Below are 23,679 nucleotides of genomic sequence, written 5' to 3'. Positions count from 1 at the left end.
AAAAGCGCCGCCCTCAAGAGACAGAATCTGGAGGGGCGGCGCTTTATTAATTTTAGAATTTGAAAATATTGATGGTCTTCTGCAGCTGGAACACGGCGTCGGTCATGGCCTGAGCTTCTTCCGCCATCTTTTGCATGGAGACAATGCCTTCATTCATGGATGCCGATACCTGCTGTGTACCTGCGGCGGATTGCTGGGTTATGGCTGAAATATTCTGTATGGCAGCGGAAATGTTCTGTGCGCTTTCCAGCATCGATTCACTCTCTTTGGAGAATGCGGCAATCTGATCCGTTATGTATTGAACACTGTCTACCATTCTGGTGAATATGAGTTCCGCTTCCTGAATCATTTCGGTTTGATGACGTACTACTTCTTCGTTGATTTTAATGTTCTGGCCGGCGAGTTTGACATCATGCTCAATGCTGCGCACGAGATTAAATACTTCACGTGTGGATAACGTTGACTCTTCGGCAAGCTTCCGTACTTGCTGTGCAACAACAGCAAAACCGGCTCCATGTTCACCGGCACGTGCGGCTTCGATTGAAGCATTGAGGGATAACAGGTTGGTTTGTTCGGCCAAATCTGAAATGGTCTCTGTAATTTTCGTAATTCCTTGAGCATTTCGGGAGAGAGCTTCGATCGATTCAGCGACCTTCTCTGTCGCGGATATATTTCGCTGCATACCTTCTGATTGTTTGGCCGCTGAAACCCGGCCTTGATCTACCAGATCCAGGGTAAGGAGACTGCGCTGGTTCATTTCACGTGTAGAAGAGGTATAATTGCTGACTTTGTCTTCAATCTCACGGATCGAACCTGTCATTTCAGCTACATCCTCCGAAATTTCATTAGCCCCGATGGCAAGTTCATTCGACGAATGGGAAACCTGAGTCATGACCTGAATCAGCTCCTGGTTCTTATCTGAAATATCCCGGCTGGACTTGGTTACTTTTTTCGTAATATCCGACGTTTCCTGCAAAATCTTTCGCAGCCTGTCCACCATGCTGTTGAACGTGCGGCTTAAATCAGCCATGCCTCCGACTTCTTCCACTTTATAAGTGAAATCACCCTTAGCAATTTTGGCTGACACACTGCTGATATCAGAAAAAGAGTCTGTCAGGGTTCTTTCGACCAATCGCGATAATGGAAGCGTAACCAAAAATAGTGCTCCGACGAGAATAAGACCCACGATCGGCCTGTTCAGCCAAATAAAAGATAAGAGCATGGGAATTCCAAACAAGGCAGCGATGGTGTAGCATGCAGCTCTGATTTTACCGGAGATCGGCAGTTTGTTTAACCAGTTCATAATTAGGTCCCCCTCCTAATAAACATAGGATATATTTACCATGATTATAGCATCAGTCGACAAAAGTAGATATAAAGATTTATAAAATTTCACGAAAATAGGTCTTAATATCTAAGTCTATTCTCATGAAAAAAGCTGTCCTTCAGGACAGCTGCATACATTTGATGTTGGCCATGTATTATTTGACGGCTTTAAATAAAGCAGAAGCCAGATAATCTGTATTATTCAAAATCATTCGATCATGTTGAAATACGGTTTCCCATAATCCAAGATCCAGCAGGGCACCTTCGTCCCGCAATTCAAAAGTGTCGAGATGTCGGGTTTGCTCCTGTTTCAGCTGCTCTGTGAAATGGTTGTACTCCAGGGTTTGCTCAGCAGAAAAGCCGCTGGCCATGAGATGCTGGTGCCACTCTTCACGCAGCATGAGCCGTGGGATGCCGAAGAAGGTTTGCAGTTCTTGTAAGGAGTCTGCGGGCATTGGTTTATCAAGAAGAAGCTCACGATCATAGAGCGCTCCACCTGGGCTGAGAACCCGGCAGTACTCTGACAATGAGGCAGCTGCGTCCGTAAATACGGTCACGGATTCAGCCAGCACGATATCGAACTGACCGGCATCAAAAGGCAGGGAGCACACATCGGCTTTTGTAAAGTCCACCTCGACGCCCATCGCGGAGGAACGGGTGCGGGCCTTGGCCAGCATCTGATCATTCAGATCAACAGCTGTGACAGAATAGCCTTGTTCTGCCAGATAACAGGCAGTGCGCCCGGTGCCGCAGCCAACTTCAAGGATGCGGCTTCCTGCAGGCAGGGATTCATTTCGGAACAGGCGGAGAGTAGCTTCAAACCCGCCTGGATGAGCGCTTCCCATACCTAGTTTGGATAGCATATTAATATAATTCACCCGTGCATTCCCTCCATAATTGTCATTTTGTATGAGTAAAGTGTCTCGTTTATTTACCATATGATGATGGTACCTTCGGGGTTTTCGCTGAATGTAATAAATAAGAGCCCTTTTTAGAATACCGGAAGGAACTACGCAAAATTTCAGGGGGGGATGACCATGAGAAACGAACCAAAAGCGGTAGCTGAGCGCTTGGTGCTCAGTCAGTATCCGAACTGTCTGCTGGCAGTGCTTGGAGGAAGTGCTGGAAGAGGGGAACATAATGAATATTCCGATCTGGATATTGTGATTGTGGATGATCTTGTTACCGAGTCTTATGCCCGTAAGACCATTGCAGTGGAAGACTGGATTGTGGAGCTGTTCTTTCTAAACAGTGCAGGATATGAAGACATGTTTGATGCCGGAGTCCAGTCAGGAAATCCTACCCTGCAGCGTATTTTAACCGAAGGGATCATTATTGCTTCTACTCCAGAAGGATTAAAGGTTCGCGAAGCCGCGCAAAGCGATCTGGAATACGGTCCTATGCCCTTTAGCAGCTATGATCTTGATGTCAGCCGATATGCCATTACCGAGTATATGATGGATCTGCGATCCTTAACCAGGCCTGTGGAGATTTGGTTTACTGCTCAGAAGTTAACGATCCTGCTATGCGAATTTCATCTTCGGGTCAGGCAGCATTGGATCGGTGAAGGAAAAACACTATTCCGGCTGCTGGAACGTCATGATCCTGAGACAGCAGAACGAATGGATCAAGCATTAACCTTTCTGTACGTGGATAACGATAAAGAGCCCATTCTTCAACTGTCGGAACACATCCTGGCTCCTTACGGAGGACCTTTTCTGAAAGGGTTTGAAGATCAAGGTTTTTGACAGCTGGGCATATGCCGTTGCGCATTATGTCCGGGAGAATATATTGTCATTGTGACTTGATCACACACAACATATCTCAGGAGGGATCTTCATGAGCGCTTGTCATGGCGGTGGTGTTTGGGGAACAACTACGGGTGTAATTCTGGTTCTCTTTATTCTTCTGGTCATCATCACTTCAGCATTCTTCGTTTAAATAACCCGTAATTTTTCGGAAGACTGGGCTGCCCTTTAGGGTGGCCTTTCTTTTTCTGTTTGGTGCTTTAGAACGCTGCGCAAACGAAACGTTCCTCCCATCGCTGTTGCCCCCGATTTTCTTAGAATTATATTAGCGAGGTAGAAAATCGGGGGCAAAGGCGACCGCTCCGCTTGTCCGGAATCGTTTCGTTCACTCCGCTAGTTTGTGCATATGCATCCTCAAAACAAAGCCAAAGTCGGAAGCACCCCTTAGCGGTCTGAGTGGTTTCAGAATAATCATTAGAGCGCAAGAGCGATGGGAGGAACGCTTCGTACCCGCAGCGTCTACAAAACAGAAAAAAGTGGCGGTATCCTGGGGAAGACCCAGAATACCGCCACTTCTATGTGCAGCAATAATCAAGCTTACTTAAACAGTTTAACGCGCTCTTCGAGCGGCTTGAATTCCTTATCGCCTGGCTGTGCAGAAGGTTTACCGAATGGCATTTGTGCAACGAGTTTCCAGTTCTCTGGAAGGTTCCATTCAATTCTAACATTTTCGTCGATCAATGGGTTGTAATGCTGCAGGGATGCGCCAAGACCTTCTGCTTCCAGAGCAGTCCAGACGACCAGCTGGAGCATGCCGTTCGATTGCTGCGACCATACAGGGAAGTTCTCGGCATAAGCGGCAAACTGCTCCTGCAGGTTCGCGATCACTGTGCTGTCTTCGAAAAAGAGAACCGTACCGTATCCTGCGCGGAAACCAGCCATTTTCTCAGACGTGGATTTGAATTGTTCCTCACTGCCGCCAACGACTTCTCTTAAAATATTTTCGGTATGGTTCCACAGTTTATCATGCTGTTCGCCAAGCAGAACGACAACGCGAGCACTTTGAGAGTTAAAGGCCGAAGGCGTGTATTTAACAGCCTCATTCACAATTTCATGAATACGCTCATCAGAGATGACGGATTCTTTGCTGATTCCATAATAGGAACGACGGTTCTTAAGGGCAGAAATAAAATCTTTGGACATGGTAGGTACCTCCTTGAAATGTGTACTCGTAGTTTAAACGTTTCCTGCATTAAGCTTTTCCTGCTCACCCCTGAATATACGCGATAAAGGAGGAGCATTCTTGGTTTGTGTGTTCTCAATACGTCACTTGTTCGTCGCTTACTAAATGTAAGATATTTATGTTACGTAAGAATCTTAATATAAAGATGATTACACTGTCAAGTGTATTTAATCATTTAATCATTTAATCATTTTACATTCTCATTAAACATGAATTTGATATTCAAGCTGGACTTGTTGGATAATAGAAGCTCATAAGATCTACAAGGAGGCAGATAACATGTTTAAAGAAGCTATGTATATTAACGGAGAATGGGTATCCGCTTCAGAGATGATAGATGTAAGAAATCCTGCTGACGGGACGGTGATCGGACAAATTCCTTTTGGGGGAGAAAAGGAAGCACAGCAGGCTGTCGATGCCGCATGGAATGCCTTTCCGGGCTGGTCTGCACTTACAGCAGATGAGCGTGGAAAATTGATGCGCCGGTGGTACGAACTGATTGAAGAACATACGGACGAGCTGGCTAAAATCATGACGACCGAGCAGGGAAAACCGCTTAAGGAAGCCGCAGGAGAGATTGCTTATGCAAACAGCTTTATTGGCTGGTATGCAGAAGAAGGTAAACGGGTCTATGGAGAAACCATTCCCGCTTCTTCTCCCAATAAGCGAATACTGGTTACCAAGCAGCCTGTCGGTGTCACTGCAGCAATCACGCCATGGAATTTTCCGGCATCCATGGTAACACGTAAAGCAGCGCCTGCACTCGCGGCTGGCTGTACAATCGTGATCAAGCCTTCGGAGGAAACGCCGTACACGGCGCTGAAGCTGGCAGAACTTGCTCATGAGGCGGGAATTCCAGCCGGTGTAATCAATATTGTCACTGGAGATTCATCCAAGATCGGTGCAGCCTGGCAGGCAGACAGCCGGGTTCGCAAACTGTCATTCACAGGATCAACCGCTGTCGGCAAGAAACTCATGGAAGGGGCGGCTCAAACACTTAAAAAGCTGTCACTGGAGCTTGGTGGACATGCACCTCTGATCGTCACTGCAAATGCTGATCTGGACAAGGCTGCGGAAGGTGTTATTTTATCCAAGTTTCGCAATGCCGGGCAAACCTGTGTCTGCACAAACCGGGTATATGTTCACGAATCCGTCGCAGAAACATTGTCTTCCAAGGTTGCGGACTTGGCCGGGAAGCTGAAAGTAGGCAGCGGATTGGAGCAGGGGACGGAGATCGGTCCGCTGATCAATGAAAAAGCTGCACAAAAGGTAAGACGCCAGATTGAGGACGCTGTGCAGAAAGGCGGAATCGTTCTGACGGGTGAACAACCGGGACAGGAACAAGAGGGGCCGTATGTCCGTCCAACAGTTATCACCAATGTTCATGATGACATGCTTTGTATGAATGAGGAAACATTCGGTCCTTTGACGCCAATCACAACATTCAAGACAGTGGAAGAGGCAGTGGAACGGGCCAATGACAGCTCTTATGGACTAGCTGCCTATGTATTCACAGAACATCTGGGCGAAGCGGTACGAATCGCTGAAGCACTGGAATACGGCATTGTTGGCGTCAATGATCCTCTTCCATCTACGGCTCAGGCACCGTTCGGCGGATTTAAGGAAAGCGGTCTGGGACGAGAAGGCGGTCATTTCGGTATTGAGGAGTTTTTGGAAATCAAATATATCTCACTCGGTTTGTAATGCTGGAAGGAGAAGAGATGAATGAGCTTTCAAGGTCAGAAAATCCTGCCAGCCGCCAAGCAGATGAAGCAGCTGGAAAAGATTTTGGAAAGCAAGTATCAGTATGGCGTGCTGCTGGATACTCATATTGCCCGCCTGAGACAAATGTATCAGCTGATCCGGCAGTCTGAAACATCCATGTTTCTGCATGCAGATTTAATTCAGGGGCTCAAAAATGATGAATACGCTGCCGAATATTTATGTCAGGAAATTCGCCCGGACGGATTGATATCTACCCGTTCGAGCGTCATCCTGAAGGCGAAGCAGAAAGGTATTGTGGCCATCCAGCGGGTTTTCCTGCTGGATACTTTGGCTTTGGAGAAAAATTATGCACTGCTGGAGAAAACCCGGCCGGATTACATTGAGGTTCTTCCAGGAGCTATGCCTCATATGATTGATGAAGTGTACCACCGTACAGGCATTCCTATCTTTGCAGGCGGGCTGATCAGGACTCCGCAGCAGGTGGAAGAAGCCATTGCGGCTGGAGCGCTTGCTGTAACCACATCCAGCCGGGAATTGTTCGACTACTATCAGCCGGATTAATATGATTCTTATTTGACAACGTTTCCATCTGCACTTAATCTGTTGTTTGACAGAATACTGAGAGGAGAACGGGGAGATGGAACAGTACATATTGGCGCTTGACCAGGGAACGACAAGCTCACGCGCTATTTTATTCAATGCAGAAGGCAAGGCTGTATATTCAGCGCAGAAGGAGTTTCCCCAGTACTTCCCTCAGCCGGGATGGGTCGAGCAGAATGCCAATGAAATATGGGGCTCCATCCTGGCGGTGATCGCTACCTGCCTGTCCGAACACGGCGTGAAAACCGAACAGATTTCCGGGATCGGCATTACGAACCAAAGGGAAACTGCGGTGGTCTGGGAAAAGTCCTCTGGCGTACCGATCTATAATGCGGTTGTCTGGCAGTCACGTCAAACGCAGGATATCTGTGATCAGCTGATCAAAGACGGGTACAAGGATATCATCTCCGAAAAAACCGGACTGTTAATTGATCCATATTTCTCCGGTACAAAAATCAAATGGATTCTGGACCATGTCGAGGGATCACGGGCCCGCGCCGAAAAGGGAGAGCTGCTGTTCGGCACCATTGACACTTGGCTCATCTGGAAACTTTCTGGCGGGAGAGCTCATGTAACTGATTATTCGAATGCGTCCCGTACTATGCTGTACAACATTCATGAACTGGAATGGGATGAAGAACTGCTGAAGATGCTGGACATTCCCAAAGCCATGCTACCGGAGGTCAGGGCTTCTTCAGAGGTCTACGCAAAAACCATTCCGTATCACTTCTTCGGGAGTGAAGTGCCGATTGCCGGGGCAGCGGGTGATCAGCAGGCGGCGCTGTTTGGCCAAACCTGTTTTGAGAAGGGCATGATCAAGACGACCTACGGAACCGGCAGCTTTATGCTGATGAACACCGGGGATCAGCCGGTCAAGTCGGAACACGGACTGATCACCACAATTGCCTGGGGATTGGATGGCAAGGTACAGTATGCTCTGGAAGGCAGTGTATTTGTAGCGGGTTCAGCGATACAGTGGCTCCGTGACGGGCTTCGAATGTTCCGGGAGGCGAAAGACAGTGAACCCTATGCCAGAAGAGTTGAATCTTCTGAAGGTGTGTATGTTGTTCCAGCATTTGTCGGACTTGGCAGCCCGTATTGGAACAGTGAAGTCCGCGGTGCGGTGTTTGGATTGACTCGCGGTACGTCCAAGGAGCACTTTATCCGTGCTACACTGGAAGCCCTCGCATATCAGACCAAAGATGTGCTCTCCGTCATGGAGCAGGATTCAGGCTGTTTCATTAAATCTCTGCGTGTCGATGGAGGTGCGGTGGCGAACACATTCATTATGGAATTCCAGAGTGATATCCTTAATGTGCCGGTGGAGAGACCGCTCGTCAACGAAACTACAGCACTCGGAGCGGCTTATCTGGCCGGACTGGCTGTAGGGTTTTGGAAAGATCAGCATGAAATTCGGAGCAAATGGACATTGGACCGTACATTCATGCCATCCATGGATGAAGAGACACGGTCCAAACTGTACGGAGGATGGAAAAAAGCTGTTTTTGCAGCAATGGCTTTTCATTAGGATTATTTATGGTATACTAATAACCAAGTTAATATTTGTCTGGAGATCTGGAGAGACCACAGGAGTCGTGCATCCCTTGCTGAGAGGGAATGCGGCGCGTTTGTGGTCTCTTTTTTTGTGTTCTTATACAATCATATACCTAGAACAACAGGAGGTAATCATTATGAAACAAGCCCCAACATCCTTTTCCAGTCTGAATCGGAGTACGACATTTTCAACATTGTCTGACGTTCATTATGATTTGATTATTATCGGCGGTGGCATTACAGGGGCTGGAATTGCCCTTGATGCCGTCACGCGCGGTATGCGTGTTCTGCTGCTGGAGATGCAGGATTTCGCTGCAGGAACGAGCAGCCGTTCGACAAAACTGGTACATGGCGGCCTTCGCTATCTGAAGCAGTTCGAGGTGGGTATGGTTGCCGAGGTCGGTAAGGAACGAGCCGTGGTCTATGAGAACGGACCTCATGTCACAACTCCGGAATGGATGCTGCTTCCTATTCACAAAGGCGGGACTTTTGGCAAGTTCAGCACGTCGATCGGCCTCAAAGTATATGATTTTCTGGCAGGTGTCAAAAAGGGAGAACGCCGCTCAATGCTCTCTGCTGCAGAAACCCTGCGTCGTGAACCGCTGCTAAAACAGGCAGGATTGAAAGGCGGAGGCTATTATGTGGAATATCGTACAGATGATGCCCGCCTTACTTTGGAAGTCCTGAAAGAAGCCGCTTCCCGCGGTGCCGTCCTGCTCAATTATGCCAAGGCAGATTCGCTTCGATATGATGAGGAAGGCCGTATTATTGGGGTAACTGTCAAAGATATGCTGGACGGTAAAGAAATTGGGGGAACAGGGCAAACGATCGTTAATGCCGCAGGTCCTTGGGTGGACCGTGTCCGGGAGATGGATCAGTCCAAGAAGGGGAAGATGCTTCAACTGACAAAGGGTGTGCATCTGGTCATTGATCAGTCCAAATTCCCGCTCCGGCAGGCTGTGTATTTCGATACACCGGACGGGCGTATGGTGTTCGCGATCCCGAGAAACGGAAAGGCCTATGTAGGCACAACGGATACCGTATACAAAGAAGATCCAAAGAACCCGTATATGACAGAACAGGATCGTGATTATATTTTAAAGGCGATCACATATATGTTTCCAGATATTCAATTATTACCGGCGGATGTGGAATCCAGCTGGGCCGGCGTCCGGCCTCTGATTTGGGAGGAAGGAAAAAATCCGTCTGAAATATCGCGGAAGGATGAAGTATGGGAGTCTCCCTCCGGCCTGATTACGATTGCAGGGGGCAAGCTGACCGGATACCGCAAAATGGCGGATATGGTATTGGAGCTCGTCGTCAAGCGAATTCAAGAACGTGGAGGAGCATCTTTCGGCCCTTGCCAGACGAAGCATCTTCCGATATCCGGCGGGAAAGTCGGGGGGTCGGCTCATTTTCCCGAGTTTATCCGGGAACAGACAGAGGTCGGTGTGAAACAAGGTATCGATCGCAAACTTGCTGAGCATTGGGTTACCATGTATGGATCAAATAGTGAAGAACTGTTCCGTTTGGCGCGGGAGTCCGGCGAGGAAGGTGCTGTATTCGGCCTGCCGGTTTCTGTCTATGTTCCGCTGCTGTACGCTATCACACAGGAGATGGCTGCCAAGCCGGTCGACTTTTTTATTCGCCGAACGGGATCCCTTCTGTTTAATATCGATTGGACACTTCAGTGGGAGAAGCCTGTCACGTTATGCATGGCCTCGATGCTGGGCTGGAGTGAAAAGCAGAAGATCAGCTACCGTGAAGAGTTAGAGCGTGAAATTCAACTCGCAGCCAGTCGCTCCCGTACAGAACTTGCTGTAATGGAGGGATAAATTCAAAGGTGTCGTGTAAGACTTCTTCCCGGCATGGCGCTGTAGTAACTGGTCTCTCCCTATGGTAATCTATAAAAGGTAATGATTGGAGAGGAGAGACCGACTAATGAATCTTAAAGCTTATGAAGGCATGTATCAAGGCGAGCCTGCTGTTTGGCTCCAGTACGGTTCTTATGAGGCAGCCATTCTGCCCGCTGTCGGAGGCAATCTGATTGCCTTTCGTGATTTGGAAAACGGTTACCGCTTTTTGCGTGAGCCGGGTGAACAGGAGATGGATTCCTTTAAGCAGAACCCAGGCGTTCACGGAATTCCTGTCTTGTTCCCTCCAAATCGATATGAAGATGGGAAGTTTCCGTGGAACGGGACAACCTATCAGTTTCCTGTGAATGAAGAGGACACGGGAAATCATCTGCACGGCTTCCTGCATACCATTCCTTGGCAGGTGGAAGAGTACGGGACAACGAAGAACGAAAGCTATGTGACCGTGAGCGTCCGTATTGATCAGCAGCATGAAGTATATGCGTTATTCCCGCATCAGTTCACCTTCAAGCTGCGGTATACACTCAGTCAGGATGGACTCTCTCAGCATGTATTCATCCGTAATGAAGGCGAGAACTCCATGCCATGTCTGCTGGCGTTTCATACGGCAGTGAGTGCCCCTTTTGCAACAGAGAGCTCCCCGGAGGACTGTTTGGCCAAAATAACGATTGGCGAGCGCTGGGAACTCAATGAGCGAATGCTGCCAACCGGGAAATTTCAAACATTGACAGGAAAAGAGGAGCAGCTGAAACAAGAAGGCGTAAATCCTTTTTGGGCCGAGATGGACAACCATTATACAGCAGCACCTCAGAATGGCCGGAACCGGATGGAATTAACAGATCGGGCCATTGGCAAAACACTGGTTTATGATGCAGGTACTTCATATAAACAGTGGATGGTATGGAATAACGGTGCGGCCGGAGGGTTTTTCTGTCCGGAGCCGCAGATCAATCTGGTTAACGCACCGAACGTTGATCTTCCGGCAGATGAAATTGGTCTTTTCGGTCTTCAGCCGGGTGAAATTTGGGAAGAGACTTCAAGAATTTATGTGAAATAGCAAGTTAGGACAAGCGTAGGAACGTTCGTGTGAGCGGCGTTCCTGCGCTTTTTTTATATCGATTTGCCTGTTGAGAACGTTGGAGGCCGTTTCTTCCTTCGTTTTTGACGCATCTGGTCAGGCAGATAAAAGAAAATCATATACATCACGGTAAATAACAACAGCGCGATGAGTTCTTCTGCCAGAATATAGACAGGATGAGGTCCGAGCCAATCCAGTACAGATGGTGTGCTGGGCTTATGCATCAGAAACATATAGTTGGAACCGATCGCCCAGTTCACGGCAGCTACGAGAAGGGCTGCACCATTGAGAAAGATCATATTTCGTAAAATAGACATCCAGCGGGGACGATAACCCTCAATCCAGGTCATATAAAGCGGAGCAAGTATGATCGCCATGTGGACGATAAAAAAATGAATGAACCGAAAATGAGGGAAAGGATAATCCAGATTCGGCGTAAGGACGGCCTGCAGTGCACCACCGATCCCTGCGAAATAAAGGATCTCATATAACAAGCGATTCCCGGTAAGCAGCATAATGCCACCTAGAAACATGGTCAAACTGCAAAGCTCCAGCGGAAGCGAGGTAGAACGGTCCCATATCCCTGCAGTCAAGTACCAGGTTTGAAGCGCAGCTTCAGGCAGCAAGAGAGCCGCAATGAGCAGCCGGCGAATCAGGGACTTTATCCTCGGTCTTGCTGCTATCCGGTGTCTGAGCAGAAAAAGTCCAAGAATTAAGACCATCAAGAGACCGATGACCACTACATGCTGTAGTGAAAAAGCTTGAAACCTCAGCGGGTAAAAAGGATCTAAATAGTCAGGAATAATAAATCAACTCCTTTCGTGTCAGGATAAACATACGTTTTTCACGATTCCTAAGGATTTTACCACGAAGGGCTTTTATTGAGGAGTTATTTGATTAACCTTGGTTGCCATCGGGTAATGGATATGAGGTTTTAAAAGGAGGAATCAATGTATATGAGCAATCAGCGCCAACAGGATGAGAACAGTAAGCAGAAGCAATTGGAACAGTTTAGTGTTAGTGACGAAGGAAAGGCATTAACAACGAATCAAGGACTGAAAGTGTCTGAAGATGAGTTTTCGCTCAAGGCCGGAGATCGTGGGCCTACATTGATGGAGGACTTTCATTTCCGTGAAAAAATGACGCATTTTGATCATGAGCGTATTCCAGAGCGTGTAGTACATGCCCGTGGGTTTGCAGCTCATGGTGAGTTCCAAGTATATGAATCCATGAAGAATTATACCAAAGCCGGATTTTTACAGGATCCGTCTGTTAAAACACCGGTATTTGTAAGATTCTCGACTGTGGGCGGTTCCAGGGGATCGGCGGAAACCGTGCGCGACGCACGAGGCTTTTCGACCAAGTTTTATACCCAGGAAGGCAACTATGATCTGGTAGGCAACAACATCCCGGTGTTTTTCATTCAAGATGCGATCAAGTTTCCGGATCTGGTTCATGCAATTAAACCTGAGCCGCATCACGAAATGCCTCAGGCTTCCACAGCCCATGACACGTTTTGGGACTTTATTGCAAACAATCAGGAATCTGCACATATGGTTATGTGGGCTATGTCCGATCGCGCGATTCCACGGAGCCTGCGTATGATGGAAGGATTCGGCGTACATACATTCCGGTTTGTCAATGAGCAAGGGAAATCTCACTTTGTGAAATTTCATTGGAAGCCTGTGCTGGGCGTGCATTCCCTGGTGTGGGATGAAGCACAAAAAATTGCCGGCAAGGATCCCGACTTTCACCGCCGCGATCTTTGGGAAAGCATTGATCAGGGAAATTTCCCTGAATATGAACTGGGAGTTCAGCTGCTGACAGAAGACGATGAGTTTAAATTTGATTTTGATGTTCTGGATCCTACCAAGATTTGGCCGGAAGAGGAAGTGCCGGTCAAGCTGATTGGCAAGATGACATTGAACCGCAATGTGGATAATGTGTTTGCCGAGACGGAGCAGGTCGCTTTCCACCCTGGACATGTCGTACCTGGCATTGATTTCTCGAATGATCCGCTTCTTCAGGGTCGATTGTTCTCCTACACAGATACTCAGCTGATCCGTTTGGGTGGACCTAATTTTCATGAACTGCCGATCAACCGTCCGGTATGTCCTTTTCATAACAACCAGCGGGATGGATACGGCCGCCAGACGATTAATAAAGGACCGGTCAGCTATCATCGAAACTCTTTGGCCAGCAATACTCCAGCACCCGTACCTGAGGCTGAAGGCGGTTATGCTCACTATCAGGAAAAGGTGGAGGGACGTAAAGTCCGGAGCCGCAGCGATAGCTTCAAGGATCACTTTTCACAGGCGAGACTGTTCTGGAACAGTATGTCTCAACCAGAGAAGCAGCATATTATTCAGGCATTTTCCTTCGAGCTGGGCAAGGTGATGAATAAAGATGTGAGACAGCAAGTTGTCGATATGTTCGGTAACGTCAATACGAAGATGGCTTCAGAGATTGCAGACAACATCGGTGCAAACCCGCCGCAGTCTGAAGAAAGTCAGGTTACGAAATCGTCCCCGGCACTGAGTCAGCTTCATACCAAGATGAACCCGGCTACACGTAAGGTAGGCGTTATTGCAGAACATGGAGTGGACAGCAAGGAATTGTCCATGATTTTGGACAAACTGAAGGCAGAGGGCCTGCAGCCTGAAATCATCAGTACAAAGCTTTCACCGCTCCAAGGTTCGGGAGAATCATTAGAGGTTAAATACACATTTCAGACCGCTGATTCTGTCATGTTCGATGCGATTTATTTCGCTGGCAGCAAGGAGAACTCTGAGCCTTTCAATGAACAGGTGCGGTATTTCATCCGTGAAGCATTCAATCATAAAAAACCGATTGGTGCTGCACAAGATGGCACTCATTTGTTGAAAGAGGAGAAGTTGAAAGGCCAGCCTGGCGTCATAACCAATGAAGATTCGAAAACGTTTGTAGAGGCTTTCACCCAGGCAATCAGCCAGCACCGTTTTTGGGATCGTTAATAATAGGAATATAGACTGAAAACAAAGACATGGCAGTGTCGGGATGAGTCTCTGACACTACCATGTCTTTAGTTTTACTTCATGTAGCAGGAGTGATGCTAGAGGGCGGGATGTTTACTGGCGGACATCAGGCGCTTAAGCTGTTCCTGTTTCCATCTTGGAATCCGAAGAACCTTTGATGTCGGTGATTTATCTCCGAAGTAAACGATTCCCTGCTCCACTTCAGTGGCCTTGTCAACGTTAACATAACAATTTCCTCCGACGTTGAAAAACTGTTTACCGGAGAGAAGTGCGGTCATTTGATCGGCAGTCATTTTTTTCTTTATATTATAATTTTTGCCGTGGAAGCTGACCAAGCTGTGTGTACCGGTCTTAAAGAACAGAATGTCCGTCTCCACCACGAAGTCCTCATAAACATTTCTGGATCCAGGTGCGTACATTATCATTCTGATTCCCCCTTTAGACATTATCATTTTTTGATAACGCTTACATATTAACATGTTTTTCCGGATGGTGGAAGAGTTTTTTCACTTCCATGAAAAAAAAGCCCCTCGAAAGATGAGGGGCTAATTGTATATCGATGCTGTGATTAAGGCTGAGTCACAGGTTCTTCGGTACCTTCTGCTGCAGGGTCTGCGGCTTCTTCTTTCTCTTCAAGCGTGTTCGTAATTTTAGCTTTATCCTTCAGCTCCTGAAGGAAAGGCCCGGATTGTTCACTGACTTTTGTAGAAACCAGCTGCTTGCGCAGGTCTTCTTTCTTGTCTTCCAGAGTTGGGTTGGTCGCTTCCTTGCGGTCTGTAACCTTAATGACATGGTAACCGAAGGAGGATTTTACAGGCTCTTTGCTGTGCGCGCCTTTTTCCAATTTAAAAGCGGCTTCGGAGAATGCCGGATCCATTTGTCCTTGTTCTGCGAAGAACCCAAGGTCGCCGCCTTTTCCTTTCGTCCCATCTTCGTTCTTTTCATCAGCGATGGCGGCAAAGTCAGCACCCTCGTCAAGCTGTTTGATAATATCGGCAGCTTCTTCTTCTGTCTCTACGAGAATATGGGAAGCACGGACCTGCTCCGGTGTAGCAAAGCTGTCTTTGTATTGATCATACATTTGTTTAACTTCATCATCGGTCACATTGACTTTGTCACCGAGAAGTTTTGTCAGCTCCAGCTGCATCTTGGTCTGATCTTTCAGATCATCCATGGTCATGCCGCTCGATGCAAGAGCAGTATTAAATTGTTCCTCGGATGGGAACATGCTTTTAACAGATTCAATTTCTTGTGTAATCTCATCATCAGAGATCTGAATGGACTTTTTACCGAGTTCTTGCTTTAACAGCTCTTCTGTGATCAAACCGTCCAGTGTCTGAGCTCCGCCTGCTTCGACGAGAGAATCATATAGCTTGTCCTTCGTAATATCTACATTGTTTACGGAGGCTACTGCTTCATTCCCGGTTTCCTTGCCAAAAGGACGCACAATGAATACCACGATTAAAGCAGCAGCCAGCAGGAGGGATACAACCATCCAGCCCTTGCCGCCTCCAGAACCGCCTCCTTGCCGTTCTTCAGGATAACCCGGTGAACCCGAAGCTGCACCTTGAACAGGAGATACACGTTCGTTATCAAAGGTTCCGTTATGATCGGAACTTGTCAACACGTCAGGGTTGTGTTCCCGGTCTTGATCCAATAGTTCCTCATTCTGTCTGTCGTTTGATGGCTGATTCTCATTTTCTTTCATCAATCATTGACTCCCTTCAACTGCTTGTAATAATGGGTTGTACTTATCTTTTTAATCACTTTAACAGATTACAAGGCGTCTTACCTTAAGAATTCATAAAAAATTACGAATGAATGACATATGGAACCTGTTTAAAGGATGAGCATTCCCGTCACACCGCATAAGACACCAAGAACGATAACGGAGCACAATACGAACCACAGCACTTTTGCTGGAAATGATTTGCGCATCATAAGCAGAGACGGCAGGCTCACGGACGGAAGTGTCAGAAGCAGTGCTGCCGCCGGGCCGGCACCGAGACCGACAGACATAAAGGCCTGAATAATCGGAATTTCTGCAGCTGTGGGAATGACAAACAGGGTACCCATGACGGCAAAGAACAGAATTATCAGTATGCCATTGCCTGCTGCTTCACCAACTTGCGGAAACATCCACACCTGAAGGGCTCCCATCAGCAGTACAGCCAAGAGGTATGCTGGAATGACACGCAGGAGCATGGTGCCGATGTTTGAGAGCCATCGTTTCCACCATGGTCCCAAATCACTTGCATCTTCCTGGACCTGGGTGTCCAGATTCACCGTTTTACGGTCATCGGCAAACCGGTTAGCCAGATAACTGACTCCAAAGGTCAATACAATACCAAATAAAAGCCGCAGCAGCGTGAATTCCCATGAGAGAACAAAGGTCATAAAAATAAGGACAGCTGGGTTGATAGTCGGATTTCCGATCCAGAACGCCAACGCGGCCCCAATTGATACTTTTTTCTTGCGCATCCCGATGGCAACAGGCGCCGCGCAGCAGGAGCACATCATGCCGGGAACGGAAGCGAGACCGCCTGCGGCTGTGCTTTTGAAAGTGTGTTGTCCCAGCACTCTAAGCAGCCATTGGGAAGGCAGCATGGTTTGCACCAGCGTACCCAGAAGAATACCGAGCAGCGCTGCTTTCCAGACTGCATTAAAATAAACAAGGGCATAATCCCATGCAGCCTGCCAGGATGGAGACCGGGCGCTCAGGCCCGAATCCAGTATAGAAGAACCGATGGAATGGTCAGCAGCAGCCTTTAAGGCCTTGCCATAATATGGCCACCATTTGACATAAGTCAGCCCCGCCACCGTAATGAGTATAAACAGGATGACCAGCCACCATGCTTTTTTGCTCTTAAATGAGCCGGCATTCAGCGTGCCGTTTGAAGATGTCACTATATCTAACCCCCGTATCTTGTATAAAACTAAAAACTCAGGCAGTGTATTATATCACAACCGGGTTTACAATGGACATGGACTTCCCTATTATAATTACCTATAATACAAGAAGTGCATGATTTCAAAAATCATGCGTGTAATCGTAAAGAAATGATCCCCGGATATAGGCGGCGGCCCGAAGCTGCAGCAGATCCGGGGTTGTTGCGTAGAAAGGAAGGATTAAACATATGACTGAATCCAATACAATAAAACTGACTTCATTTTCCTCCAAGGGAGGATGCGGGTGCAAAATCGGCCCTGCCGATCTGGCTCAAGTGATCCGTACGCTGCCCCCGGCAGTGCCTAACCCCAATTTGCTCGTAGGTCTGGAAACCAGTGATGATGCTGGTGTTTACCGGCTTACAGACGAACTGGCTATCGTGCAGACGGTTGATTTCTTCACACCGATTGTCGATGACCCATACTCGTTTGGACAAATTGCCGCTGCAAATGCGATCAGTGATATTTATGCCATGGGCGGCAAACCGCTGACGGCGCTTAACATCGTCGCATTTCCGATTACAGTGCTGGACAAGCAGGTTCTGTCAGACATCCTGAGAGGAGCTGGTGACAAGCTGCAGGAAGCTGGCATTACACTTGTCGGGGGTCACTCTATTGATGACAAGGAGCCGAAGTTCGGTTTGGCGGTTACGGGCACGGTTCATCCGGACAGAGTGCGCACAAATGCAGGCGCCAAGCCTGGGGATGTACTGATCTTGACGAAGCCGATTGGTGTCGGCATTTTGTCCAGCTCGATCAAGAAAGATCTGCTGAATGACGACGAAATACGCAGAGTAACCGCCGTGATGTCACAGCTGAACAAAACTGCAGCAGAAGTTATGGAGAATTACGATGTGCATGCCTGTACGGATGTTACAGGCTTTGGATTGATGGGGCATACCTTGGAAATGGCGAAGGGCAGCGGTACAGGTATCAGAATTTCTTTTGATCAGGTGCCTGTACTTCCTCGAGTACGTGAATTGGCTGAATCCGGCGTCATTCCCGGAGGCACTCGCAATAATCACGATCATGTGAAAGAGGAGATTTCATTTCCCGATTCCATGGACCAGATCGACCGCTGGATATTGTGTGATGCTGTAACTTCCGGAGGTCTCCTGATTTCTGTCGCTGGCAGTGAAGGAGAGCAGCTCCTTCAGGAGCTGAAACAAGCAGGTCTGGAGGCTGCCGCAATCGGGATCGTGAGCGAAGAACATCCAGGTAGAATTGTTGTAGAGTAGCAGCCGAGGTTTTTGTGTGTCAGCAAAGGAGTGTACGAGCATGTTTCAAGACATCAAGGTGGAAGAGTGGATTCAGCAAAAAGATCATAAAACAATAACACTCATCGATGTAAGATCCCCTTCAGAGTACCGGGATTCAACCATTCCGGGAAGTTTGAATATTCCGGTCTTCAATGATGAAGAGCGGGCTGAAATCGGAACTTTATATAAACAGGTCAGCGTGGAAGCCGCCAAGGAACGCGGTCTGGAAATCATGTCGGCCAAGCTGCCGTCTTTTATTCGTCAATTCAAGGAGATTGAAGGCGATAAAGCGGTTTTTTGCTGGAGAGGCGGCATGCGGAGCAGAACAGCTGCAACAGTGCTGTCACTGATGGATATCCATGTGAAGCGCATCCAGGGCGGGATCAAAGCTTACCGCAAGCTGGTTGTAGACACATTGGCACATACCCGAATGGACATGGAGGCCGTGGTCCTGCATGGCTTTACGGGTACTGGTAAAACCGAGATCCTGCAGCAGCTGAAAAGTGAAGGATATCCTGTACTTGATCTGGAAAAGCTTTCTGGTCATCGCGGGTCAATCTTTGGGCATATCGGTTTGCCATCCCATAATCAAAAAACATTTGATGCTCACTTTTATGAAAGCCTGCGTGAATTGTCCCATAGTCCATATGTGCTGCTGGAAGCGGAAAGCAAACGGATTGGGAAGGTCGTACTGCCTGAATTTCTCATGGAGAAAAAAGAAGGCGGAACCGCGATCATTCTGCAGCTGCCGATGGAACAGCGGGTTGCGCAAATTCTGAAAGATTATCACCCTGAGCAGCACAAGGAAGCGTGCATCCAGGCATTTCAGCGGATCAAGGAGCGGATCCACACGCCAGTTGCGGCAGAGATTGCAAATTGCCTGAAGGAAGATTCATTTGCCGAAGCGGTGCGGCTGCTGCTTGTTCACTATTACGACCCGAAGTATGACCATTCCGCCCGGCTCTATGATGAAAACAAGCAAATTGTGGTTCACGCTCAAAATACAAAAGAAGCTGCTGAGCATATTAAAAGCATACTGCAGCAGCGTTTTCACTAGATTGTGCAGCAGTGCAAACCCAAATCAACTCATAAAAGTGTCCCCGGTTCTTACGAACGCCGGGGACACTTTTTAATCTCAGCCAATCAGGATGATTTTTTTATCGTAAAATCTTTAGGCTTTGCAAGTAAGGTCGTTCCATCAGAGAAGGAGACTGTGATGACTTCATCCGACATGTTATAGACCACATAACTTTTCTGTTCGTTCTTATCAAAAACGGCATAGAAGGTTGTATTGGCGGTGATGGACTCATCCTGATTCCCTAAAGATTCCAAGGCCGAGATCCAGGCGTAAGCTGCCGCTTTGGAATTACCGGGTTCTGGTATAAACAGCGGCGCCTGCTGGTCAAAACCGGACAGAGCGTTTTTTGGTGCTGCTATCGCTCTATACATATAAAGCAGGTCAGGCCATGCGCTTGAATCCATGTCTTCCTGGCTCTGAAGCAGCTCTTTATAGTGCTGCTCCGCCAGAGCCGGGGAGTGGGTCAGATACAGGGAGGACCCTGTGATCGGAAGCCAGTTGACTGCTTGTACTTCTAAAGGATTGCTTGAATACAGTGTGGAATCCCCTTCCGTTTTCCCTCCCCAGATTGTTGCTGCTCCTGCTGGAGTAAAGTCTTCCGGGAAATTAGTTCCACCTTGATCAAACCAATATTCTTTGATCGCATTCATCTCGGTGGTATAGAGATAAATGCCGAGATCTCTAAGCGTTGAGTTTCCGGTAGCTTCACCCCAAAGGATGATCGAAGACCAGGCATTCATGCTTTCACCGGACGCTCCACTGTAATTGCCGCTGCCGTGTCTGGCCGTTCCGGATGACCAGGAGTGGCCGGCAAAGACATCAAAGTGCCGCAGAAACGGAAATTGATTGTCGCTTTTGTCCGGATTAGCCATGTCCCGAATTAACAGCTCCACCATGGGACCAAAACGCTCATCGTTCCCCCAGCTGGGGTCGTGCCTAACCATTTCGGCAGCCGCTTTAACAAAATAACCGTAATGGATATGATGGTCATTCAGCTCGGTATCGCTTCCGTATCCGGCAGGATAACCGATAAGGGTGCTCCAGTTACGGTCATAATAGAATAACTGTGACATATTGAGCGAGCCGGTCTCCTCAGAAGAAGTTAACCAGTCTTCCAGGCGTGTCTTCAGTTCCCCGCGGAAGTAGGTCTCCGCTTCCATCTTTCCGCTCTGTTCGGCAATCGGAATGAGTGAAGCAAGCTTTCCGAGCTGCTTGCCCGCTGAATACGTTTCTGCAGCTCCTATATACAATTCGCCTGCGGCTTCTTCTACATAGTTCAGCATCTGGTCAGATGTATGACTTTCATTAGCCGGGAGGTAAGGGAGAATACCTGTATAAGTCATCGAGGTGCTGAATTTGCTGCCTTCCCCGGTTTTCATCGTTCCGCGAACAGAACGGTATTCATATGGAAGCTTTGCATCCGACGAATGCTTCCATTGATGCGGGTACATAGCGAACAATGTACCCCGCCGGGTGCCTTCCTTGGGCTCGGTAACATATTTAAAGGTGGTGTGGATCTCACTGGTCTGCTCGTCATAAGTCCATGAGATCTCAGTATCGACAATATGAGAATAAGCATACTGTTGATATTTTTCCAGCGTTTGAGGCTGGTTGTCAGGCAGCACAGCAATGGAGAAATAGGTTTTGCCGTTCAGGTCGCTGAGCAGCTGGCTCGTACCCGTCCCCTCCCAAGTACTTCCCGAAGGTGCGAACAGAGCATAATGCGATTTTCCTGCCGTGATTCCGAGTACGGAACTGTTTTCATTGCCATACCAAATTTCGGGTGGAGATGCGAAGTTAAGAGAAGGTCCGCCTCCGGAATAAGTGAAGAATAGATAAGGTGATCCATGCCCGTAACGGATATTCATTGCATGCTCATTGTTTTCATAATGTGCATTCACAAACCAGTCACTGAAGCCGTCTGTTCGGGCATCTGGAAACGTTTTTGCCCCGGAATGGCCAGCGATAAAATCTCCCTCTGCCGGCAATGTTCCATCAATCACGGATTTATCATTCGTAAGATTTGGACCCGGATTATAAATCCTCATGCCTTGTTCTTCATGCTTCACGGCTAGCGGATGCGGGTATTGTGCTTCAGAGTACGAATCCCAGGCCAGGCTGCTCCACCATTGACTCGTAGGTAATGGACCTTTTACATTTTCGGTTATGTAAGGTGATGATGAAATGGGAAGAGCAGCCGGCGGCATGACCGTAGTATAAGATCCGGAGCCGGTTTTTACTTCTCCTGTGTATGCAGCTGCAGGGGCTGCAGCAAAGACCGTCAGTGTTCCAATTAGAGCGGTAGAAAGCCAAAACTTGCTTTTCATGCATGAACCTCCTGAATCAATCAAATCATATTCGTTTAAGAGATAATGAACCAATGATACATTGCAGTAAAGACTGGTCGGCGGAAGGAATGAGATACAAGATGAGAACGCAACAATATATAAGTACCCGAATCCGCTGGATTTGGATCAGTTCTTTGGCTAGTACACTAATATTTTTTGTGCTGGCAGCCTGGGTTCTCGCCCATCAAGAGCTTCGGTTTGATATTTTCGTTACCGGCATCGTACGGGGAACTGAGAATCCAATGCTGACCGATATAGCGAAAGCTTTCACTTTTATTGGTTCGAAAGGTCCCATTATCCTCATTGCGGTAATCATTCTCTGGTATCTGTATGCGGTAAAAAAAATGCGTCTGGAAGTCAAACTATTTGTATCTGTTCTCCTGGGATCTGAGGTGTTGAATCTGATCCTGAAACTGCTTTTTCAACGCATTCGTCCGGATGTGAACCGATTGATTGAAATTACCGGATACAGCTTTCCGAGTGGACATTCCATGGCTGCTTTTTCTCTGTATGGCATCTTGACTTACCTTCTGTGGAAAAAGATTTCTGCACGCTTCGGAAAAGCAGTGCTTGCTGCAGCGGGTGCCTTTATGATCCTGTGTATCGGCCTCAGCCGTGTATATCTCGGCGTTCATTATCCAAGTGATGTTGTAGGCGGCTTTGCAGCAAGCTTGGCCTGGCTTTTGTTTAATATAGGATGGTACAAGTACCGGAAAGCAAAGATTGAAAAATCGATACAAGATACAATATAATGCATAAGTCATGAGGAAGGAAATGAATAAGGGGGGCGGGGTATGGCCTTCGGTGCAAGGATGATTAAAACAGGGCTTGCCGTAACGCTCGCACTGTATATGACAATGCTGCTCAGCCTGAGTTCGCCGGTAGGTGCTGCGATTGCAGCTATTTTTGCGATGCAGCCGTCCATTTACCGGTCATGGCGCTACTTTCTGGATCAGATTCAAACGAGCACACTTGGCGCGGTCATTGCGATGCTGTGGGGTTATTTTTTATCGAGTCAGCCGATTTCGGTCGGATTGGTATGTATCCTCGTCATCATGATCTGTATCAAGCTGAATATGGGTGAAACGATCGGACTGACTCTCGTTACGGTCATCTCGGTGATGGAAGCTTCAGGTCAATGGGATTTTGCACTCAACCGTTTTATACTAACATTAATTGGTATCGTTTCGGCATTTTTAATTAACATTCTGGTATTTCCGCCAAAACCGAAAGAACAGTATTTCAAGCAAATTCATCTGGTTTTTGTGAAAATGTCGCTCCTGCTCCGTACGGCCATTTCCCATGAGATGAAGGATTCGGTATACCGTGAGGAGCTGAACAATCTGTCAGGTTCGATCAAGTCACTGAGTGACAAATATGCACTGTTCGAAGAGGAGCAGAAAAAGCTGAAGCGGCCCAAATACAGCCAATCCAGGCAGCTCGTGGTATACAAGCATCTTCTGAACTCTCTGCAAAAAGGATATGAGGTGCTTACTGCCGTAGATAATCATTATTTTCAGGCTCAAAGGTCGGAGGAACTTGACCGCTTATATGATGACCATCTGGAAAAACTGATTAAATTCCATGAGCATATCCTGTGGAAATTTGAAGATAAACTTAAGCCTAATGAAGAAGAAGCCAGCAGTATGGCCCTGGAGAACCAGAGATTTATGGATGATATGGCCGGTATCTCGAACACCTCTCCAACCGGGTTCCGGATTGCCGTCGTAGCGGCAGCAATGTTTGATTACGGTCATACGCTGGAGAGACTGAATCGGGTAGGGGACCATATTTCACGGTTTGTTGACCGGAAGAAGGACAGCCACAGCATTATGGCCTGGTTGAAAAAATAAAAATGCAACAAATGAAAGAAGGGGTTTTAA

The 23,679-nt window shown here is 47.7% G+C and carries 20 protein-coding genes; 12 read left to right on the top strand and 8 right to left on the bottom strand.

Features of this window, described 5'->3' with window-relative positions; genetic code table 11:
- Positions 1–52 precede the first annotated feature (52 nt).
- Positions 53–1,303, bottom strand: a complete 1,251-nt coding sequence (locus HII30_RS12195) for a methyl-accepting chemotaxis protein (protein ID WP_169505318.1) — start codon at positions 1,301–1,303, stop codon at positions 53–55.
- A gap of 178 nt (positions 1,304–1,481) precedes the next feature.
- Positions 1,482–2,189 (bottom strand): class I SAM-dependent methyltransferase, encoded by a 708-nt coding sequence (locus HII30_RS12190; RefSeq protein WP_246246332.1) that lies wholly within the window; start codon positions 2,187–2,189, stop codon positions 1,482–1,484.
- A 174-nt stretch (positions 2,190–2,363) separates the two neighbouring features.
- On the opposite strand from HII30_RS12190, the gene HII30_RS12185 reads away from it, so the two are divergent.
- Both HII30_RS12185 and HII30_RS12180 read left to right on the top strand, forming a co-directional pair.
- Positions 2,364–3,074 carry a nucleotidyltransferase domain-containing protein gene (locus tag HII30_RS12185; protein ID WP_169505316.1) on the top strand — a complete coding sequence of 237 codons (711 nt, stop codon included), beginning with the start codon at positions 2,364–2,366 and terminating at the stop codon, positions 3,072–3,074.
- A gap of 91 nt (positions 3,075–3,165) precedes the next feature.
- Complete coding sequence (locus HII30_RS12180) at positions 3,166–3,267, top strand: sporulation protein YjcZ (protein WP_169505315.1); 102 nt, start codon at positions 3,166–3,168, stop codon at positions 3,265–3,267.
- Between the two features lie 404 nt (positions 3,268–3,671).
- Here HII30_RS12180 and HII30_RS12175 read toward each other — a convergent pair whose 3' ends face one another.
- Positions 3,672–4,277 carry a nitroreductase family protein gene (locus HII30_RS12175; protein WP_169505314.1) on the bottom strand — a complete coding sequence of 202 codons (606 nt, stop codon included), beginning with the start codon at positions 4,275–4,277 and terminating at the stop codon, positions 3,672–3,674.
- Between the two features lie 319 nt (positions 4,278–4,596).
- Here HII30_RS12175 and HII30_RS12170 point away from each other — a divergent pair, with 319 nt between their 5' ends.
- From HII30_RS12170 to HII30_RS12150, 5 genes are all read left to right on the top strand, one after another.
- Positions 4,597–6,021, top strand: coding sequence for an NAD-dependent succinate-semialdehyde dehydrogenase (locus HII30_RS12170; protein ID WP_169505313.1), 1,425 nt, complete (start codon positions 4,597–4,599; stop codon positions 6,019–6,021).
- Between the two features lie 21 nt (positions 6,022–6,042).
- The gene (locus tag HII30_RS12165; protein ID WP_169505312.1) at positions 6,043–6,603 is read left to right on the top strand and encodes a glycerol-3-phosphate responsive antiterminator; all 561 of its coding nucleotides are present in this window, start codon (positions 6,043–6,045) and stop codon (positions 6,601–6,603) included.
- A gap of 76 nt (positions 6,604–6,679) precedes the next feature.
- Positions 6,680–8,170 (top strand): glycerol kinase GlpK, encoded by a 1,491-nt coding sequence (glpK, locus tag HII30_RS12160; RefSeq protein WP_169505311.1) that lies wholly within the window; start codon positions 6,680–6,682, stop codon positions 8,168–8,170.
- Positions 8,171–8,333: 163 nt separating this feature from the next.
- Entirely contained in the window at positions 8,334–10,031 is a 1,698-nt protein-coding gene (locus HII30_RS12155; RefSeq protein WP_169505310.1) for a glycerol-3-phosphate dehydrogenase/oxidase, read from the top strand.
- A gap of 106 nt (positions 10,032–10,137) precedes the next feature.
- A complete protein-coding gene (locus HII30_RS12150; protein ID WP_169505309.1) occupies positions 10,138–11,127 on the top strand; it encodes an aldose 1-epimerase in 990 nt (329 codons plus the stop codon).
- Positions 11,128–11,180: 53 nt separating this feature from the next.
- Here the strand turns inward: HII30_RS12150 and HII30_RS12145 are convergent, their stop codons facing one another.
- Positions 11,181–11,921 carry a YwaF family protein gene (locus tag HII30_RS12145; protein ID WP_281363479.1) on the bottom strand — a complete coding sequence of 247 codons (741 nt, stop codon included), beginning with the start codon at positions 11,919–11,921 and terminating at the stop codon, positions 11,181–11,183.
- Positions 11,922–12,104: 183 nt separating this feature from the next.
- Here HII30_RS12145 and HII30_RS12140 point away from each other — a divergent pair, with 183 nt between their 5' ends.
- Complete coding sequence (locus HII30_RS12140; RefSeq protein ID WP_169505307.1) at positions 12,105–14,141, top strand: catalase; 2,037 nt, start codon at positions 12,105–12,107, stop codon at positions 14,139–14,141.
- 98 nt (positions 14,142–14,239) lie between these two features.
- Here HII30_RS12140 and HII30_RS12135 read toward each other — a convergent pair whose 3' ends face one another.
- The 3 genes from HII30_RS12135 to HII30_RS12125 form a co-directional block, all read right to left on the bottom strand.
- Entirely contained in the window at positions 14,240–14,587 is a 348-nt protein-coding gene (locus HII30_RS12135; RefSeq protein WP_169505306.1) for a LytTR family DNA-binding domain-containing protein, read from the bottom strand.
- Positions 14,588–14,730: 143 nt separating this feature from the next.
- The gene (locus HII30_RS12130) at positions 14,731–15,870 is read right to left on the bottom strand and encodes a peptidyl-prolyl cis-trans isomerase (protein ID WP_169505305.1); all 1,140 of its coding nucleotides are present in this window, start codon (positions 15,868–15,870) and stop codon (positions 14,731–14,733) included.
- 131 nt (positions 15,871–16,001) lie between these two features.
- Complete coding sequence (locus HII30_RS12125) at positions 16,002–17,069, bottom strand: permease (protein WP_343045102.1); 1,068 nt, start codon at positions 17,067–17,069, stop codon at positions 16,002–16,004.
- A gap of 230 nt (positions 17,070–17,299) precedes the next feature.
- On the opposite strand from HII30_RS12125, the gene selD reads away from it, so the two are divergent.
- Both selD and mnmH read left to right on the top strand, forming a co-directional pair.
- Entirely contained in the window at positions 17,300–18,349 is a 1,050-nt protein-coding gene (gene selD / locus HII30_RS12120) for a selenide, water dikinase SelD (protein WP_169505304.1), read from the top strand.
- Between the two features lie 40 nt (positions 18,350–18,389).
- Positions 18,390–19,427, top strand: a complete 1,038-nt coding sequence (gene mnmH, locus HII30_RS12115) for a tRNA 2-selenouridine(34) synthase MnmH (protein WP_169505303.1) — start codon at positions 18,390–18,392, stop codon at positions 19,425–19,427.
- A gap of 86 nt (positions 19,428–19,513) precedes the next feature.
- Here the strand turns inward: mnmH and HII30_RS12110 are convergent, their stop codons facing one another.
- Positions 19,514–21,775 carry a glycosyl hydrolase gene (locus HII30_RS12110; protein WP_169505302.1) on the bottom strand — a complete coding sequence of 754 codons (2,262 nt, stop codon included), beginning with the start codon at positions 21,773–21,775 and terminating at the stop codon, positions 19,514–19,516.
- 101 nt (positions 21,776–21,876) lie between these two features.
- Here HII30_RS12110 and HII30_RS12105 point away from each other — a divergent pair, with 101 nt between their 5' ends.
- Positions 21,877–22,548 (top strand): phosphatase PAP2 family protein, encoded by a 672-nt coding sequence (locus tag HII30_RS12105; protein WP_169505301.1) that lies wholly within the window; start codon positions 21,877–21,879, stop codon positions 22,546–22,548.
- 42 nt (positions 22,549–22,590) lie between these two features.
- Positions 22,591–23,649 carry an FUSC family protein gene (locus HII30_RS12100; RefSeq protein WP_169505300.1) on the top strand — a complete coding sequence of 353 codons (1,059 nt, stop codon included), beginning with the start codon at positions 22,591–22,593 and terminating at the stop codon, positions 23,647–23,649.
- Positions 23,650–23,679: the final 30 nt, after the last annotated feature.

The organism is Paenibacillus lemnae (genome assembly GCF_012933385.1).
In the GTDB taxonomy this organism is placed as follows: domain Bacteria; phylum Bacillota; class Bacilli; order Paenibacillales; family Paenibacillaceae; genus Paenibacillus_AQ; species Paenibacillus_AQ lemnae.
The sequence above is the reverse complement of the archived record's forward strand: the minus strand, read 5'-3'. Positions and strand labels throughout refer to the sequence as shown.

Bases quoted from the DNA above. Each gene is read 5' to 3' on its own strand.
- HII30_RS12195 (WP_169505318.1), bottom strand. From the start codon at position 1,303: ATGAACTGGTTAAACAAACTGCCGATCTCCGGTAAAATCAGAGCTGCA.
- HII30_RS12190 (WP_246246332.1), bottom strand. From the start codon at position 2,189: ATGCTATCCAAACTAGGTATGGGAAGCGCTCATCCAGGCGGGTTTGAA.
- HII30_RS12185 (WP_169505316.1), top strand. From the start codon at position 2,364: ATGAGAAACGAACCAAAAGCGGTAGCTGAGCGCTTGGTGCTCAGTCAG.
- HII30_RS12180 (WP_169505315.1), top strand. From the start codon at position 3,166: ATGAGCGCTTGTCATGGCGGTGGTGTTTGGGGAACAACTACGGGTGTA.
- HII30_RS12175 (WP_169505314.1), bottom strand. From the start codon at position 4,277: ATGTCCAAAGATTTTATTTCTGCCCTTAAGAACCGTCGTTCCTATTAT.
- HII30_RS12170 (WP_169505313.1), top strand. From the start codon at position 4,597: ATGTTTAAAGAAGCTATGTATATTAACGGAGAATGGGTATCCGCTTCA.
- HII30_RS12165 (WP_169505312.1), top strand. From the start codon at position 6,043: ATGAGCTTTCAAGGTCAGAAAATCCTGCCAGCCGCCAAGCAGATGAAG.
- glpK (WP_169505311.1), top strand. From the start codon at position 6,680: ATGGAACAGTACATATTGGCGCTTGACCAGGGAACGACAAGCTCACGC.
- HII30_RS12155 (WP_169505310.1), top strand. From the start codon at position 8,334: ATGAAACAAGCCCCAACATCCTTTTCCAGTCTGAATCGGAGTACGACA.
- HII30_RS12150 (WP_169505309.1), top strand. From the start codon at position 10,138: ATGAATCTTAAAGCTTATGAAGGCATGTATCAAGGCGAGCCTGCTGTT.
- HII30_RS12140 (WP_169505307.1), top strand. From the start codon at position 12,105: ATGAGCAATCAGCGCCAACAGGATGAGAACAGTAAGCAGAAGCAATTG.
- HII30_RS12135 (WP_169505306.1), bottom strand. From the start codon at position 14,587: ATGATAATGTACGCACCTGGATCCAGAAATGTTTATGAGGACTTCGTG.
- HII30_RS12130 (WP_169505305.1), bottom strand. From the start codon at position 15,870: ATGAAAGAAAATGAGAATCAGCCATCAAACGACAGACAGAATGAGGAA.
- selD (WP_169505304.1), top strand. From the start codon at position 17,300: ATGACTGAATCCAATACAATAAAACTGACTTCATTTTCCTCCAAGGGA.
- mnmH (WP_169505303.1), top strand. From the start codon at position 18,390: ATGTTTCAAGACATCAAGGTGGAAGAGTGGATTCAGCAAAAAGATCAT.
- HII30_RS12110 (WP_169505302.1), bottom strand. From the start codon at position 21,775: ATGAAAAGCAAGTTTTGGCTTTCTACCGCTCTAATTGGAACACTGACG.
- HII30_RS12105 (WP_169505301.1), top strand. From the start codon at position 21,877: ATGAGAACGCAACAATATATAAGTACCCGAATCCGCTGGATTTGGATC.
- HII30_RS12100 (WP_169505300.1), top strand. From the start codon at position 22,591: ATGGCCTTCGGTGCAAGGATGATTAAAACAGGGCTTGCCGTAACGCTC.